This window comes from Nocardia sp. NPDC004582 (assembly GCF_053602115.1).
Genome location: NZ_JBSGCY010000067.1, coordinates 1 through 14677, shown reverse-complemented (window position 1 = coordinate 14677; position 14677 = coordinate 1). Strand labels below are relative to the sequence as shown.

The window sequence follows — 14677 nt, the reverse complement described above, 5'->3', positions numbered from 1 at the left end:
ACCGCAGCGGCTAGATGTGGCCGCTGCCGCCGATCATCCAGGGATTGAAGGTGCAGACCAGGGCCGGATGCGCGGCCGGGTCGAGGGCGCGCAGGGCGATCGACGCCGCCCGCGGCGAGTACATGATGGTCAGGTGATCGGAGACGTCCTCGGGACAATCCTGTTGCAGCGTGATGTTTTCCACGCTCGCCTCGGGGCCGGGGGTGAGGAAGGTCCATTCGTAGGGGTTGGAGATCTCGTCGTGGCGGGTGCCGACGGCGGTGTACTCGACCCCGGGCACGGTGTCGCCCTCGGCATTGAGCCGGGCGTAGAACGGCGAGCCGACGACCTGCTCGGTATTGGCCTGACCGATCAACGGCTGATAGAAGCCGAGGATGTTCAGCCCGAGATCGGTGATCACCCGGCCCAGCGTGGCGATGCCCAGCAGCGAGGTGCCGTGGCTGGTCGCCCCGAAGCTGACGACCTTGCCGACCTTGCCCTGTCCGCCTTCGAATTTCAGGTACTGGCTGGTGACCGGTCCACCCTGGGAGTGCGCGATCACGTCGACCGCGGGCGCGCCGGTGGCGGCCAGGACGCGATCCACGAACCGCGCCAGCTGCTTCGCCGAATCCCCCATCGGCCCGACGCCGTAGCGGCCCGGCAGGATCGGTCCGATCCCGCCACCGCCGAGAGGCGTCTCCCGCCCGAAATTGAAGGCGAAGACACAGAATCCGGCGCGTGCGATCCGCGGCGACAGGAACGCGAAACTGTCGTAGGTGTTGAGCCAGGTGCCGTGCACCAGCACCACCGGGCGCGGATGTTCGGCGCTCGGCTTGCAGTTCCAGTCGTTGGCGCCCGGCGGCGCGGCGTCCGGGTGGGTCAGGCCGTAGGCGAAAGCGGCCAGAAAGGCCGACATCTCCGGACCCACGCCCACCGTGTCGGTGGCGGTGCTGACCACCGCCGAGCCCGAGGAGCTCCCGGCATCGGGCGCGGCCGCGGGTTCGGAGCCGGCCACGCCGGTGGCGAAGGCCACGGCGAGCGCGGTGACGGTGGCGAACACGGCGCTGCCGCGGGTACGGATGGTCGGCCTCATGAACTCTCCCCTGCTGTCCGGCGAACCCGACCGAACGCGTCGAATTCACTTGCGACCGTAGGAGCGGGCCGCCGCCGGTGTCACCGGCGTTGTGCCAGGTGACAGCGGGCGCGGCCGGGGCCGCCCGGGGATTGTGGCGGGGAACAGCGGTCAGGAGGCGGGCGTGCTCGCGATGGTGACGGCGGTGCGGGTGAACAGCGGCACCAGTTCCGGCAGCGCCTGGGCGCCCTTGGTGTGCAGGCAGGCGCGCACCCGGTCGTCGATCCCGCCGAGCAGCATGTCCACCATTTCCCGGTCCGGTTCGGCCGCCAGATCGCCGTCGCGGACCCCGACCTGCGCCACCGCCATGATGTAGTCGGCGAATCGGTCGTGCACGCGCAGCCGGTGGGCCACCAGTCCCGGTCCGGCCGCGAGGGTTTCGACGTACAGCGCGCGGGCCGCGCCCGGCTGGACGGCGAGGAAGCCGAGATAGATCTCGAAGGAGATCCGCACCCGATCGGCGAAGGTCACCCCTTCGAGCCCGGTGACGGTGTCCTGCAGTTGTTCCAGTGCGGCGCCGACGGCGAGATCGTAGGCGGCGGCGAAACATTCGTCCTTGCCGCCGAAGACGGCGTAGAACGTGCGGCGCGCCACCTGCGCGCGGGTCACGATATCGGCGACGGTGGTGGCCGCGAAGCCGAGCTCGCCCACCGCTTCCAGCACGGCGGTGCACAGGCGCCGGTATTGCGAGGCCTCCACCTGCTCGCGGGTCAGCCCGTGCCGGCCACGCGGCAGGGGTCCCGGTTCACCGATGGTTTCCACACTCACGTCCCCAGAATAGGTTTCCACGTCACCGAGCGACTAACGGTCGGGCCAATGCCACAGTGGTTCTTCCGTGATTCCCGGTCGGGCGATCGTGGCAAGCATGGGGTCCAGCGTATAGGTACCGACCGGTCTTGATTGCCGGGCGAGATGGACGACTCACCCGGCCCGATGAGCACGCCACTCCCGGTAGGCCGCTCGGGAACACGCCGCGCACGGGCGGTAACCGGCGGCCACAGCGGTCGGCTCGTCGGCGAAGAAGACGCGATGGGACACATAGCCACCGCGGGCCAGGGCACGCAGGGCCGCCGGACAGTCGAGGCGACCGTAGATCTTCATGCGGCGGTGACCGCCGAGAACGCCCGGTGTGCGGCTGCGGTACGGGCGGCCGTCCGCGTCGAGCAGCGTGTACCGCCCGTCACGCACGGCCTCACTGTCGCGCACGCTCTCGCGCATGGTCAGGCGTCGTGGAAGACGAGGCCGAGGGTGCGCCGTCGCCCGGATCGCACCAGGCTGACACCGTGCCGCATGGGCGCGGCCGACCAGCCCCGGGCGCCGCGGACGGGACGGTCGCGGGTGGTGAAGACGAGACCGTGGCCCTGCGGCAAGGCCATTGCCGCGCCGCGGGATTGGGCGCGCGGCCGCTGCTCCACCATGAGGAACTCGCCGCCGGTGTAATCCACGCCGGGGGCATCCAGCCCGATCACGACCTGGAGCGGAAACACCATGTCCCCGAACAGGTCCCGGTGCAGGGCGTTCCAGTCGCCGGGTCCGTAGCGCAGCAGGATCTGCGAGCCCTTGGTCTGCCCCGCCCGATGGCACTGGGCGATCCAGTCCTCGAGCCGGTCGGGCCAGGTGCCGGGCCGTCCCAGCCGGGCGGCCCAATCCCGGGCGATGGGCAGCAGCATCGGATAGAGGGCGGCGCGCAAGGCCGCCACGGGCTCGGGCAGGTCGTGGGTGAAATACCGGTACTCGCCCGAGCCGAACCGGTGCCGGGCCATGTCGACCGTCGACCGGAAGTGGTGGTCCACGTCGTAAAGGTTCGCGAGCGTGCGGCATTCGCCGGCGGAGAGCAGTGGCCCGGTGAGGGCGTGTCCGTAGGCGTCGAGCGCACCGGCCAGGGCCGCCCAGTCCTGCTCGGCGACCCCGGCCGCGACGCTCCGGATGACGGCGGTCATCACGCGGCCCGCTCGAGCTCCAGCAGCAGCTGCTTGCGTTCGACGCCCCCGGCGTAGCCGGTCAGCGACCCGTCGGCCCCGATCACGCGATGGCAGGGCCGCACGATGAGCAGTGGGTTGGCCCCGATGGCCGAGCCCACCGCGCGCACCGCGGCCCGCGAAGCGCCGATCCGGTTCGCGATCTCCCCGTAGGTGACGGTGGCGCCGTAGGGGATCTCGTCGAGGGCCTGCCAGACCCGGCGTTGGAAATCGGTGCCCCGGCCGCCCATCCGGAGGTCGAAACTGTCACGTTCCCCGGCGAAGTAGGCGGTCAGCTGGTCGACCACCTCGGCGAAGGCATCCGCGTCGGCCTCCCAGTCGCCCTCCACCAGCAGGCTTTTGCCGCCCGCCATCGACACCGCGGTCAGCTCCACTCCGGTCCCGCGCCGCTCGCCCGCGAGCAGCAGCTCACCGACCGGGCTGGCCATCGTCGTGTACACGCTCATCGCTTCCTCCTGCGTCGTCTCGTTCGCTTGTCCTTTCACTCTGGCGCAGCCGATCACCGATGACCGGCGGGAATCGGCCATCGCGTTTCCGGCCTCCGGGCGGGCGGCTCGTACCATGGGGTGATGGCTGCCGATAGGGTCATTGTCGCCGGGACCTTGGTGGATGTCACCGTGCCGACGCTGCCGGGCCGCTGCCCCGGGGTCAGCATGGCCGGGTTCCGGGCGCGCGCGTCGAGCCCGGTCGATCTGCCGGTGGTGCCGTTCCCGGCCGTGACGATGTTCGTCGACCTCGGGGACATGGCGATGGTCGAGGATGCCGGCGGAAGCCGGGCCTCGGGTAGCGGGGTCGTGGGCCTGTGCCCGATCGGGGTGTACGGGCAGGCGCAGACCGTGGATCTGCTGCAGGTGCGGCTGTCGCCCGTGGTGGCCTACGCGACGCTGGGCGGCTCACCCGAGGCGGCCGGCGGCGTGATCGGGCTCGACGAGCTGTGGGGGCCCGAGGTCGCGCTGCTGCGGGAGCGCATGCACGAGACCCGTTCCTGGGACCGGCGATTCGCGATCCTGGACGACGCGTTGACCGCGCGGCACCGGAGCGGACCCGCCGTCGATCCGGAGGTGAGCTACGCCTGGCGGCGAATCACGCTGAGCGGCGGGCGGATTCGCGTCGAGGCGCTGGCCGACGAGATCGGGTGGAGTCGCAAGCGATTGTGGTCGCGCTTCCGGTCCCAGATCGGCCTGACACCCAAGCGGGCCGCGCAACTGGTCCGATTCGACGACGCCACGCACCGGCTCGCCGCGGGGAGCAGCGCCGCGCGGGTATCGGCGGAGAGCGGGTACGCCGATCAATCGCATTTCAGCCGGGAGACGATGACCTTCGCGCGACTGACACCGACGGCCCTCGCGGACGCGCCGTGGCTGGCGGTCGACCCGGTCGCGTGGGCAGGCACGCGCTAGGCGCGAGCGGGAACATTTCTTCAATACATCCCCGCGCGGCCCGCCGATGCTGGAATCCATGTTCAGACACCACGGTGATTCCCAGACCCGGCCGGGCACGTTCGACCGGCCGCCGCGCCGAATTCGCATCCTGCACGCGTTGCGCAAGGACCCGGATTGGGAGGCCCTGACGCCCGAGGAGCTGACCGCCCACGTGGAGGGGGCGAATCGGCTGGCGGGTTCGAAGGTCATACGAGTACTGGTCACCGGGGCTCCGACACGCGGCGTCAGCATCGAATGGCAGCGGGTGACCTTCCCCGACCGGGCGGTACCGATCCGCGTATACCGTCCGGCCGGAGCGCGCGCGGCCGCCCTCCCGCTCGTCCTGCAGGTGCACGGCGGCGGGTTCGCGGGCACCGCGGCCCAATGCGACTGGGGCAACAGCCATCTCGCCGCGAAGCTGCCCGCCGTCGTCGTCTCCGTCGAGCATCGCCTGATCGCGCAGGACACCCCACTGTCCGCCGCCGTCGACGACGACTGGGATGTGTTGCGGCACATCCTGGATCACTCCACCGACTGGGGAATCGACCCGGCGCGCGTGATTCTCGCGGGCGAGAGCGGCGGCGCCCTGATCAGCGCCCTGACCGCGATCCGAGCCGCCGCGACCGGGCTGCCCCTGCTGGCGCAGGTGCTGATCAATCCGGCCTGCGATCTGACCGACACCATGGTCGACTACCCGACGATGACGCGCTACGCCGAGACCCCGACATTGAATCTGGCGCGCCTGAGACTGTTCCGGCGCTTGGCCGTCCCGCCGGGCGCGGACCCGCGACCGGTCTCGCCGCTGTACGCCGACCTCACCGGCCAGCCGCCCGCCCTCGTGGTGATCCCGACCCTCGACCCCCTCGCCGACCAGGGCCGCCGCTACGCCGACCGGCTGCGCGAGTTCGGCATCCCCGTCCAGGTGTCGGAATACCCGGGCGCGACCCACGCCTTCATCGCCATGCCCGGCCTGGTACCGCAAGCCACGGCGGCCCGCGCCGACATCACCGACTTCCTCCGCGCCCGCCTGTCCGGCTCGATCACCGCCCCCACCAAACTCGACAGGTAAACTTGCAAGTCTTCCTACCCTATGCCACCCTGAAAGGGTGAGTTCGAACGGAAAGGCCGAGCCGTCGGCCGAGGTCACCGCCGCCGCCGCGAGCGAACTCCGCGTGGTGGCCGGCCGCCTACTGCGCCGGCTGCGTTCCGCGCGAGCCGGTTTCGATATGACACCCTCGCAGGCGGTGGCGTTGAGCCGCCTCGGCCAGGAAGGCCCGCTGTCGGTCGCCGACCTGGCCCGCGCCGAGCAGGTGCGACCGCAGTCCATGCGCACCACATTGGCCGCCCTCGGGGACCGCGGCCTGGTCTCGCGGTCCCCGCACCCCACCGATCAACGACAGATCCTGCTGTCCCTGTCGGCCGAGGGGGAACGCCTCCTGCGCCTGGCCCACCATGCCAAGGAGGACTGGCTGGCGACCGCCATCACCACCAAACTCTCTCCCGCCGAACAGGATTCACTGATCGCCGTGATCCCACTGCTGTCCCGCTTGGTCGAGGACTGACCCGATTCCCCACTCCCACCGAAGGATTCCCCTGTGACGGACACCCTCCTGGACCCGAAATCCGCGCTGGTCCTCATCGACCTGCAACGTGGCATCGTGGCCGCCCCCACCCAGCCGCACAGCACCGACGAGGTGGTCGCTCGCTCCGCGGCCCTCGCCAAGGCCTTCCGTGCGGCGGGCCTGCCCGTGGTCCTGGTCCGAGTCTCCTTCTCCCCCGACGGTTCCGATCTGCCGCCCGGCCGCACCATGCAACCCGCCGGCGCCTTCACCCCACCCGCGGGCTGGGACGAGATCCTCCCCGACCTCGACCCGCACCCCGCCGACATCCGGATCACCAAGCATCAGTGGGGCGCCTTCCACGGCACCGACCTCGACGTCCAGCTCCGCCGCCGCGGCATCACCACCATCGTCCTGGGCGGCATCGCCACCAGCATCGGCGTCGAATCCACCGCCCGCGCCGCCCACGAGCACGCCTATCACGTCGTCATCGCCACCGACGCCACCTCCGACCGCGACACCGCCTCCCACACCCACTCGATGGAGAAGATCTTCCCCCGCCTGGGCGTCACCGCCACCACCGAGGAAATCCTCGCCGCGCTTCCGGCCGAGTGAGCGCCGCCGGTGTCGACGCCTCCCGGTCCTGATTCCCGGAGGCATGCCTGACAGGTCACCATCGGAATCCTGTTCGGCCTGTTCGGATCCATCCGGCGCTCGGGCGCTGTCCGCGCATCGCGTCGACCCTGGGCCGAGCCGGATCGGCTCGTCGTCAATACCAGCCAACTACGTAGTCGGCTAGTAGTCTGCTTCGCGACGGGCACGGAAGGTGGTCGGGCGCGTGATGGCGAATCTGGCTGTTCTGATCGGTGTGGTGGCGGTGTCGGCCGGGGTTCTGTTCGCGGGGGCTCGGGCGGTGCGGGTTGCGCCCGAAGCCGTCGAACGGATGCCCTATCTGTCGGGGGCCGCGGCCATCGAACACGCCGTGTCGCGATTTCATGTGCGCTGGTACACGATCACGATGATCTTCCTGGCGTTCGATATGGAAATGGCGTTCATGTATCCGTGGGCGGTCGTCGTGGGCGAGATCGGAGCCTCGGCGGTGATGGAGATGTTCGGATTCCTGGCGGTACTCATGGTCGCGGTGCTGTACGCGTGGCGGGAAGGGGCGCTGCGGTGGACCTGAGCGGATGGCTTCGGCGACGGATCGCGGTGGTGCCGCTGGTCGCGGTCGCGCCCGGGGGCACGGAGACTCGGCTCGCGATCGAGCGGGCGATGCGCGAGCGCGGGTGGCGATCGGCCGAAAGCCCCGCTGCCGCAGACGTTCTGGTCGTCGCCGGCGCTGGCGGGCACGAGTTCGAGGCGGCGGTGGGGCGAATCCACGCGGCGATGCCACTGCCGCGACTACGGATCGACATCACGGACCCGAGCGCGGCCGCGGCTGCGCTCGCCACAGCGGCGACAGACCTGCGATCGCTACGCGCGGCACCACCGGACGCGCACAGTGAACGCCCTCCGGACAGCGGACCCGCAACCCACGCCGAGCGCGCTACCCATGGTGAACACTCCGGCCACTCCATGGAAATGGGCGGGCACGGCGAACACCAGGGCCAGATGACGTCCGTGGACGTGGCCGACCACGGTACGCATGCGGAGTACGACGAGCACGCCTCCCACCAACAGCACGCCGCACACGATATGCCCGACACGCACCCTGGACACGTGACGGCGATGGGTGAGGCCGAAGACCATGGCGCGCACGGGGATCGCGCAGACCACGAGGATCACGGCGCACCCGATGGCGACATGGATCAGGGCGCACACGGCGGCCGAATGGACCACGGCGCTCACGGGCGACAGACGAATCACAGTGGGCATGGGGCGCACGGCGGGCATGGGGGCGGGATGGCATTGCCGGGTGGGTTGGTGATGGCGGATCGGGAGGCCGATCGGGATGGGCTGGCGCTGGACGTGCTGACGGTTCCGCTGGGGCCGGTGCTGGTGGATTGGCCGGGCGGGCTGGTGGTGCGGGCGCGGTTGCAGGGGGATGTGGTTACGGGAGCGACGGTTTCGGTGTTGGGGGCGGCTCGTGGGAGTGCGCCGTACTGGCTCGGTCCGTGGTTGCGCGCCGAGCGCGGGGAGGCGGTGCCGGAACGGGAATTGCGGGGGTGGCGGGCGGCGCGGGCGTTGGATGTGGTGGCGACATTGCTGGCGGTGACCGGGTGGGAGGACGCCGCGGCCGCGGGGCGGCGGTTCCGCGATCAGGCGCTCGCCGGATCAGGGAGTCCCGGCGCGGCCCGGCCTCAGCACGGGCACGGGCACGGGCACGGGCACGGATCGATGGATCCCTCGCAGGAGTCGTTGGACAGCAATCTGTTCGCGGTCGACGCGGGGCTGGATCGGTGGGCGCGACGGGTTACGCGGTCCCGGGTGCTGCGGTGGTCGTTGCGGGATGTCGGACGGATCGGCGGGGGCGAGGGGGTGCCGGCGGGGTTGGTCGGTGACGCCCATGATCGGCTGCTGGCGCGGATGGCCGAGGCGGTCGGGGGTGGGCGGGTCGCGGATTTCACCTCGGAGTCAGCGGGATTCGTCGCCGCCGAGCGGGCGCGGAACCGGTGGATCGTCGACAATCTGCCGCGGCTGCTGACGGGTGCGGAATTGGGGGAGGCACGGTTGATCGTGGCGGGCCTCGGGGTGGATGTCGATGTGGCCGTGTGGGATGCGGCCGGTATGGGGGTGGCGCATGGTTGAGCTCGCGCCGTGGTGGCTGGCCGCGGCGCTGCCGCCGCTGGTACTGATCCTGGTGTGGGGCGTGGAGACCGCGGACGCGTTGGCCCGGGCCCGGGCCTCCGGCGCGGATACCGCCGTCGCGGCTCTCGGGCCGCTGCGGTCGGCGGCATTGTTACTCGTGCAGCAGCGGCGGCGAATGGTCGCGGCGGACGTCTTGCTGTGGCGGTCTTCGGGATTCGTCCTGCTGGTGGCCGCGGTCGGGGCGGCGGCGCTGGTTCCGATCGGTGATCGCGTGGTGCTGGATTCCCCGGTGAGCCTGGCCTGGTTCAATACCCTCGAGATCGGGTCCTGGGCGGCGGTGTGGCTGGCCGGTTGGGGTGCGAATTCGGTGTTCTCGCTGGTCGGCGGGTATCGGTTCGTCGCGCAGGGGCTGGCTTACGAGTTGCCGCACATGTTCGCGCTGATCTGCGCGGCGGTCGCGGCCGGCTCGCTGAGTATCGCCGATATCGTTGCCGCGCAGCAGGATCGCTGGTTCGTGGTGACCATGCCGGTGGCGTTCGTCGTCTATCTGCTGTCGGTGCCCGCGATGTCGTTCAGCCCGCCGTTCACCACCGCGTTGGGACGGGATATCGCCGGCGGTGTGGTGGCCGAGTTGTCGGGTCCGGATCGGCTGCTCGTGACCCTGTCCCGCCGGGCGCTTTTCATCGCGGCGGCGGCCATGTCGGTGCCGCTGTTCCTGGGCGGCGGCGCGGGTCCGTGGCTGCCGGGCTGGTTGTGGTCGCTGGTGAAGACGGTGGCCGTGCTGGCGGTGCTGCTGTGGGCGGGGCGGCGCGGGCCCGCGCTGCGCATGTCGCGCTACATGGAGGTCGCGTGGATCGTGCTGCTGCCACTGATTCTGGCGCAGGCCCTGGTCGTTTCGGTCCTGGCGTTGTGAGACGGGAGGACGCGACATGTGGTCCCCGGTGATCTTCTGGCTGTGCGCGGTGGGCGCGGTGGCGTCCGGGATCGCGGTGTTCCGAGTGGATTCCATGGCTCGCGCGACCTTCGCGCTGCTGCTGTCGTTCGGGTTCGTGGCGGGCACGGTGCTGCTGGTGGATCTGGCCTATCTGGGTGTCCTGATCATCCTCATGATGATCATGGAAATGCTGATCATGGTGGTCTTCATGATCATGTACATGATGAACCCCGCGGGCCTGATGCCCATGACCATGGTGCACAACCGCACCGGGGCCCTGGCCATCTCGGCCACCGTGTTCGCCGCGTTGACCGCGGTGGCGCTGCTGGTCGACTGGCCCACCCGCGACCGTCCCCTCCCGGCCGACCCGACCGCGTCGCTGGGCGAGGCGATCATGGGTTCCAAGATGCTGGTGATGATCATCGTCGGCCTGGTGCTGTTCACCACGATCGTGGCCATGGTGGTGCTGGCCACCCAGCGCGGCCGCTACGACCGCTTCGGCGATCGCCTCGACCGCCGCGTCCCCGACGATCCCGTCGAAGGAGGAGTCGGCCGGTGAATCTGCCCGAATTCCTGGTCCTCGCGGCCGCCCTGTTCAGTGTCGGACTGTTCGGCGTGCTGTCCCAGCAGTCCATCGTGATGATCATGATGGGCCTGGAGCTCATGACCAACGCGATCATCGTGGCCGCGGCCGCGTTCTGGTACTTCGCCCGGCCCACCGCCGACGCCCAGGTCCTGGTGCTGGTCGCGGTGACCGCCATGGCGGTGGAGATGGCGGCGGGATTCGCGGTGACCACGGCCATCTTCCGGGCCCGCGACGTCGACATGGTCGACTCGGCCGCGGATCTGAAGGGCTGAGCCGGTGCTGTGGTGGCTGATCGCGGCTCCGACCCTGGGCGGCGCCGCCCTGTTGCTGTGCGGCCGCCGCGCGGACCGGATCGCGCCCGCGGCGGCGGTGACGGTCGCCGCGGCGACACTGGGATTGGCTGTCGCGAATGCCGTGCACCGTCAGGAGGTTTCGGCCCCGTTCCTGGCTGGTGCACCGGTCCTCCTGGGCGTGGGCGGACTGTCGGCGGTCCTGATCGTCACCGTCGCCGCGGTCGTCCTCTGCGTCCTGCTGTTCGCTGCGGGTGAGCTCGCCGCGCACGAGGCCCGGGCCCGATTCCACGGGCTGATGCTGATGTTCGCCGCCGCCATGCTCGCCACCGTGACCGCGCAGAACCTGCTCACCCTGTTGTTCGCCTGGGAGCTCATGGGCGCGGCCTCCTACGCCCTCATCGGTTTTCATTGGCGCGACGAGCAGCGCGCGGCCTCGGGCCTGGTGGCGTTCCTGACCACCCGCACCGGTGATCTCGGCATGTACCTGGCGGCCGGCGCGACGCTCGCGGGTGGTTCGGCGACCCTCGCGCTGGACGCCATGCCCGCCCTGCCGGACGGCTGGCGTGACGCCGCGGCGGCGGGCATCGTGCTGGCGGCGCTGGGCAAGTCGGCGCAGCTGCCGTTCAGCTTCTGGTTGTCGCGGGCCATGGCGGGCCCGAGTCCGGTGTCGGCTCTGCTGCATTCGGCGACCATGGTCGCGGCGGGCGCGTACCTGCTCCTCCGGCTGGAACCGCTGCTGGCCTCGACCGGCTGGGCCGGGCCGGTGACCGCGTGGACGGGTGCGCTGACGGCGGTGGCGCTCGGCGCGGTCGCGGTGTGCCAGCGGGATCTCAAGCAGCTGCTCGCCGCCTCCACCTGCGCCCAGGTCGGGTTGATGGTGCTGGCCGCCGGATCGGGAGCGATGGTCGCGCGGGCGGCCGCCGACGGGGCGGCCGACGGCGGCGGAATCGCCGCGGGCAGTGGTCATCTGGTCGCGCACGCGGCGGTGAAGAGCCTGTTGTTCCTGGCCGCGGGCGCGTGGCTGACCGCCCTGGGCACCAAGCAGCTCGCTGGATTGCGTGGCGCTGCCCGCGCGTATCCCCTGGTGGGCGTGCCTTTCACGATCGGCGCGCTGGGTCTGGCGGGCGTCCCGCCGTTCGCCCTGTGGCCGACGAAGGACGCCGTGCTCGCGGTGTCCGGTGAAGCCTCAGCTCCCCTCTATGTGGCCGGTTTCGCCGCCGCCATCCTGGGAGCGGTCTATGCCGCCCGCGCCCTCACCCTGGTGTGGCTGCCGCGAGACTCGGACAGCGAGAAGGACTGGGACACCGAGGAACCCGGCACCCGGGTCGTGAGTCCCGCACAGTGGCTGCCGCTGACCGCCTTGGCGACCGCCGTCATCGCGGGCGGCGTCGCCGTCGCGCCCCGCGTGCACGACCGGTTCGCCGACATCGTGCACGCCGGCACGGCCCCGGCCGTGGCCTGGCCCGAACTCGCCCTGTCGGGTGCGGTCGCGGTCCTGACGGTGGCCGTCGTCGCCATTCTGATCCGCCGCGGCGGTGACTTGCCCGCCCCCGCCGCGCTGGCGAACTGGCTCGGTCTGGAGGCCGCCGCCCGGACACTGGTGGCCACACCGGCTCTCACGCTCGCGAACCTGCTCGCGGTCTTCGACGATCGCGTGCTCGCCCACGGCATCCGGCGCGCCGCGACCGCCGGCCTGTCCGCCGCCCTTACCGTCGACCGCCGCGTCGAGGGCGCGATCGAGGCCACGGTGTCGGGCATCGCCACCGCCTCCCGCGATCTGGGCCGCTGGGCGCGCCGCCCGGAAACCGGTCTGGTGCACCAGTACTACGCGCAGGCGGTGGTCGGCCTGATGCTGCTGGCGGTCGTGCTGATGGTGCTGCGGTGACCCCGACCCGACGAGAGACGAGGTGAACGTGCTCAGCGTTCTGGTGTTCCTGCCGCTGCTGGCGGGCACTGCGTTGCTCGCCGTGCCCCGGCTGGGCGACGGCGTCGTCCGCGCCGCGTGGGTGGGGGTCGGCATCGCCGAGGTCGCGCTGACGGTGGCGCTGTGGATCGGATTCACCCGGAACCCGCCCGCTGCGGGCGAATTCGCCTACGAGGCGCACCACACCTGGATCCCCACGCTGCGCTCCGGCTACCACATCGGCGTCGACGGCCTGAGCCTCCCGCTGGTCTCGCTCACCACCGTGCTGTTCCTGGCCTGCGCGTGCTACGCCTGGCGGCGCGCGGATCGGCTGCGCTGGTTCGCGGCCCTGTTCCTGTTCCTGGAGTCGGTGTGCCTGGGCGTATTCGTCTCGCTGGACCTGGTGCTGTTCTTCGTGTTCTTCGATCTGACGATCGTCGGCATGTATTTCGTCATCAACGGCTGGGGTCACGAGCGGGCCCGGCAGGCGGCGCTGCAATTCTTCCTCTACACCTTCATCGGCTCGCTGGCCCTGCTGCTGGGTTTCATCGTGCTGTACCTGGCCGCCGACCCGCACACCTTCGACCTCGTCGAGTTGACGGCGGCGAATCCGCTGGCGGGCAGGACGGCTCGCGGCGCGCTGGCGCTGGCGGCCATCGTGCTGGGCCTGGCGATCAAGACGCCCGCGTTCCCGTTCCACACCTGGTTGCCGCTCGCGCACACCGAGGCCCCCGCCGAGGGCTCGGCCATCCTGGCGGGCGTGCTGCTCAAACTGGGCACCTACGGTTTCCTGCGGATCGCCATGCCGCTGCTGCCCGCGCCGTGGCGGCGATACGCCCTGGTGCTCGTGGTCATCGGCGTGATCAGCGTGCTCTACGGAGCGCTCGTGGCGATGGCGCAGCGCAATGTCAAACGCATGATCGCCTACACCTCGGTCAATCACATGGGTTACGTGGTGCTGGCGGTCGGCGCGGCGGGCCTGGTGGCGGGAAACTCGGAGCACGCGCGCACCCTCGCGATCACCGGCGCGGTCACGCAGATGGTCAGCCACGGTCTGATCACCGGTGCGTTGTTCCTGCTCGCCGGCGTCCTCTACGAACGCCGCCACACCTACGAACTGGACGCCTTCGGCGGAATCGCCGGGCAGGCACCGGTTTTCGCCGCTGTCACCGCGGCCGCGTTCTTCGCCTCGCTGGGTCTGCCGGGCTTCTCGGGATTCATCGCCGAATTCCAGATCTTCGTCGGATCCTTCGCTCCCGCACCGGTGTTCACGGCGCTGGCCTTGCCGGGCATCCTCATCACGGCGGCGCTGCTGTTGCGTGCCTATCAGCGCCTGTTCCTCGGCGTCCCGCGCACGGAGGCGAGCTTCACCGATTTCACCGCGCCCGAGGCGGTCTCGATCATCCCGCTGATGGTGCTGTCGGTGGCGATCGGCATCGCGCCGCGCGTGCTGCTGGACGTCATCGAGCCCGCCGCCCGCGGCCTCGCCGCCCTGGTGGTGCGCTGATATGGGCGGGATGGGGCCGATGTCCGAGGACATGATGGTGCGGGACCTGCTCACCCTGATTCCCGAAGCGGCCCTGGCGCTTTCCGCGGTCCTGGGACTGGTCCTGGGTTCCTTCCTGCCCCGAACCCGGCAGTGGCCGGTGCGCCTGCTGGCCGCGGCGGGGGCGGTGACCGCGATCGTCGCCACGGTGACGGTCTGGAACGACCCGGCGAAAACCATCTTCGACGGCAGCTACGGCATCGACGTCGGCACCCATGCCGTGCGCGTGACCGTCGCGGCCTCCCTGCTGATCCTGCTGGCCCTGTCGATGCCCGGAACCCGGTCCGCCGCACGGGAATCGGAGTTCATCGTGCTGCTCACCCTGAGCGGCGTCGGCACGATCCTGCTCGCCGGAGCCACCGACCTGCTCATTCTCGTCAGCGCCTACCTGCTGGCCAGCATTCCGCTCTACGCCCTCACCGGATTCGGCAAGGACGCCCTGGGCACCGAGGCGGCCCTGAAGTTCTACCTGTTCGGCGCGTTGTTCGGCACCACCATGCTCTTCGGCGCGGTCCTGGTCCTGGGCGCGGGCGGCGCGACCGCCTATCCGATGCTCGCGCAGGCGTCCGCCGCCGCCCCGCGCGCGGCGCTGGGGAT

17 protein-coding genes and 1 pseudogene are annotated in these 14677 nt (G+C 70.8%); 12 read left to right on the top strand and 6 right to left on the bottom strand.

The features are described from left to right. Positions 1–10: 10 nt before the first annotated feature. The 5 genes from ACWELJ_RS19520 to ACWELJ_RS19500 all read right to left on the bottom strand — a co-directional run bounded on the left by ACWELJ_RS19520 (position 11) and on the right by ACWELJ_RS19500 (position 3536). Positions 11–1072 (bottom strand): esterase/lipase family protein, encoded by a 1062-nt coding sequence (locus ACWELJ_RS19520; RefSeq protein WP_452367549.1) that lies wholly within the window; start codon positions 1070–1072, stop codon positions 11–13. Positions 1073–1222: 150 nt separating this feature from the next. Beyond that, positions 1223–1879: a TetR/AcrR family transcriptional regulator gene (locus ACWELJ_RS19515; RefSeq protein ID WP_452367548.1), complete on the bottom strand. Its 657-nt coding sequence runs from the start codon at positions 1877–1879 to the stop codon at positions 1223–1225. Positions 1880–2032: 153 nt separating this feature from the next. Then, positions 2033–2329: an Ada metal-binding domain-containing protein gene (locus ACWELJ_RS19510; RefSeq protein ID WP_452367547.1), complete on the bottom strand. Its 297-nt coding sequence runs from the start codon at positions 2327–2329 to the stop codon at positions 2033–2035. Between the two features lie 2 nt (positions 2330–2331). Next, complete coding sequence (locus ACWELJ_RS19505) at positions 2332–3051, bottom strand: 2OG-Fe(II) oxygenase (protein ID WP_452367546.1); 720 nt, start codon at positions 3049–3051, stop codon at positions 2332–2334. Beyond that, positions 3051–3536, bottom strand: coding sequence for a methylated-DNA--[protein]-cysteine S-methyltransferase (locus ACWELJ_RS19500; protein ID WP_452367545.1), 486 nt, complete (start codon positions 3534–3536; stop codon positions 3051–3053). The genes ACWELJ_RS19505 and ACWELJ_RS19500 overlap by 1 nt, the downstream gene beginning before the upstream one ends. Before the next feature lie 123 nt (positions 3537–3659). On the opposite strand from ACWELJ_RS19500, the gene ACWELJ_RS19495 reads away from it, so the two are divergent. From ACWELJ_RS19495 to ACWELJ_RS19475, 5 genes are all read left to right on the top strand, one after another. Further along, on the top strand, positions 3660–4490 hold the full coding sequence (locus ACWELJ_RS19495) for a helix-turn-helix domain-containing protein (protein WP_452367544.1): 831 nt from the start codon (positions 3660–3662) through the stop codon (positions 4488–4490). Between the two features lie 58 nt (positions 4491–4548). Continuing rightward, positions 4549–5580, top strand: coding sequence for an alpha/beta hydrolase (locus ACWELJ_RS19490; RefSeq protein ID WP_452367543.1), 1032 nt, complete (start codon positions 4549–4551; stop codon positions 5578–5580). A 37-nt stretch (positions 5581–5617) separates the two neighbouring features. Then, complete coding sequence (locus tag ACWELJ_RS19485; protein ID WP_452367542.1) at positions 5618–6073, top strand: MarR family winged helix-turn-helix transcriptional regulator; 456 nt, start codon at positions 5618–5620, stop codon at positions 6071–6073. Between the two features lie 33 nt (positions 6074–6106). Beyond that, positions 6107–6685, top strand: a complete 579-nt coding sequence (locus tag ACWELJ_RS19480) for a hydrolase (RefSeq protein WP_452367541.1) — start codon at positions 6107–6109, stop codon at positions 6683–6685. A 226-nt stretch (positions 6686–6911) separates the two neighbouring features. Beyond that, a complete protein-coding gene (locus ACWELJ_RS19475) occupies positions 6912–7253 on the top strand; it encodes an NADH-quinone oxidoreductase subunit A (RefSeq protein WP_452367540.1) in 342 nt (113 codons plus the stop codon). Positions 7254–7543: 290 nt separating this feature from the next. Here ACWELJ_RS19475 and ACWELJ_RS19470 read toward each other — a convergent pair whose 3' ends face one another. Continuing rightward, on the bottom strand, positions 7544–7918 hold the full coding sequence (locus ACWELJ_RS19470; protein ID WP_452367539.1) for a hypothetical protein: 375 nt from the start codon (positions 7916–7918) through the stop codon (positions 7544–7546). 54 nt (positions 7919–7972) lie between these two features. Here ACWELJ_RS19470 and ACWELJ_RS19465 point away from each other — a divergent pair, with 54 nt between their 5' ends. The 7 genes and pseudogenes from ACWELJ_RS19465 to ACWELJ_RS19435 all read left to right on the top strand — a co-directional run. Further along, entirely contained in the window at positions 7973–8818 is an 846-nt protein-coding gene (locus ACWELJ_RS19465; RefSeq protein ID WP_452367538.1) for a hypothetical protein, read from the top strand. After that, positions 8811–9731: a complex I subunit 1 family protein gene (locus ACWELJ_RS19460; protein WP_452367537.1), complete on the top strand. Its 921-nt coding sequence runs from the start codon at positions 8811–8813 to the stop codon at positions 9729–9731. Before ACWELJ_RS19465 ends, ACWELJ_RS19460 begins: the two co-directional genes overlap by 8 nt. A gap of 16 nt (positions 9732–9747) precedes the next feature. Then, entirely contained in the window at positions 9748–10311 is a 564-nt protein-coding gene (locus ACWELJ_RS19455) for an NADH-quinone oxidoreductase subunit J (RefSeq protein ID WP_452367536.1), read from the top strand. Then, positions 10308–10610, top strand: coding sequence for an NADH-quinone oxidoreductase subunit NuoK (nuoK, locus tag ACWELJ_RS19450; RefSeq protein WP_452367535.1), 303 nt, complete (start codon positions 10308–10310; stop codon positions 10608–10610). Before ACWELJ_RS19455 ends, nuoK begins: the two co-directional genes overlap by 4 nt. 4 nt (positions 10611–10614) lie before the next feature. Further along, positions 10615–12516 carry an NADH-quinone oxidoreductase subunit 5 family protein gene (locus tag ACWELJ_RS19445; RefSeq protein WP_452367534.1) on the top strand — a complete coding sequence of 634 codons (1902 nt, stop codon included), beginning with the start codon at positions 10615–10617 and terminating at the stop codon, positions 12514–12516. A gap of 28 nt (positions 12517–12544) precedes the next feature. Then, on the top strand, positions 12545–14041 hold the full coding sequence (locus ACWELJ_RS19440) for a complex I subunit 4 family protein (protein WP_452367533.1): 1497 nt from the start codon (positions 12545–12547) through the stop codon (positions 14039–14041). A 19-nt stretch (positions 14042–14060) separates the two neighbouring features. After that, positions 14061–14677 (top strand): annotated as a pseudogene (locus ACWELJ_RS19435) (NADH-quinone oxidoreductase subunit N); the annotation flags it as partial.

Bases quoted from the DNA above. Each gene is read 5' to 3' on its own strand.
- ACWELJ_RS19520 (WP_452367549.1), bottom strand. From the start codon at position 1,072: ATGAGGCCGACCATCCGTACCCGCGGCAGCGCCGTGTTCGCCACCGTC.
- ACWELJ_RS19510 (WP_452367547.1), bottom strand. From the start codon at position 2,329: ATGCGCGAGAGCGTGCGCGACAGTGAGGCCGTGCGTGACGGGCGGTAC.
- ACWELJ_RS19505 (WP_452367546.1), bottom strand. From the start codon at position 3,051: ATGACCGCCGTCATCCGGAGCGTCGCGGCCGGGGTCGCCGAGCAGGAC.
- ACWELJ_RS19500 (WP_452367545.1), bottom strand. From the start codon at position 3,536: ATGAGCGTGTACACGACGATGGCCAGCCCGGTCGGTGAGCTGCTGCTC.
- ACWELJ_RS19495 (WP_452367544.1), top strand. From the start codon at position 3,660: ATGGCTGCCGATAGGGTCATTGTCGCCGGGACCTTGGTGGATGTCACC.
- ACWELJ_RS19490 (WP_452367543.1), top strand. From the start codon at position 4,549: ATGTTCAGACACCACGGTGATTCCCAGACCCGGCCGGGCACGTTCGAC.
- ACWELJ_RS19475 (WP_452367540.1), top strand. From the start codon at position 6,912: ATGGCGAATCTGGCTGTTCTGATCGGTGTGGTGGCGGTGTCGGCCGGG.
- ACWELJ_RS19465 (WP_452367538.1), top strand. From the start codon at position 7,973: ATGGCATTGCCGGGTGGGTTGGTGATGGCGGATCGGGAGGCCGATCGG.
- ACWELJ_RS19460 (WP_452367537.1), top strand. From the start codon at position 8,811: ATGGTTGAGCTCGCGCCGTGGTGGCTGGCCGCGGCGCTGCCGCCGCTG.
- ACWELJ_RS19455 (WP_452367536.1), top strand. From the start codon at position 9,748: ATGTGGTCCCCGGTGATCTTCTGGCTGTGCGCGGTGGGCGCGGTGGCG.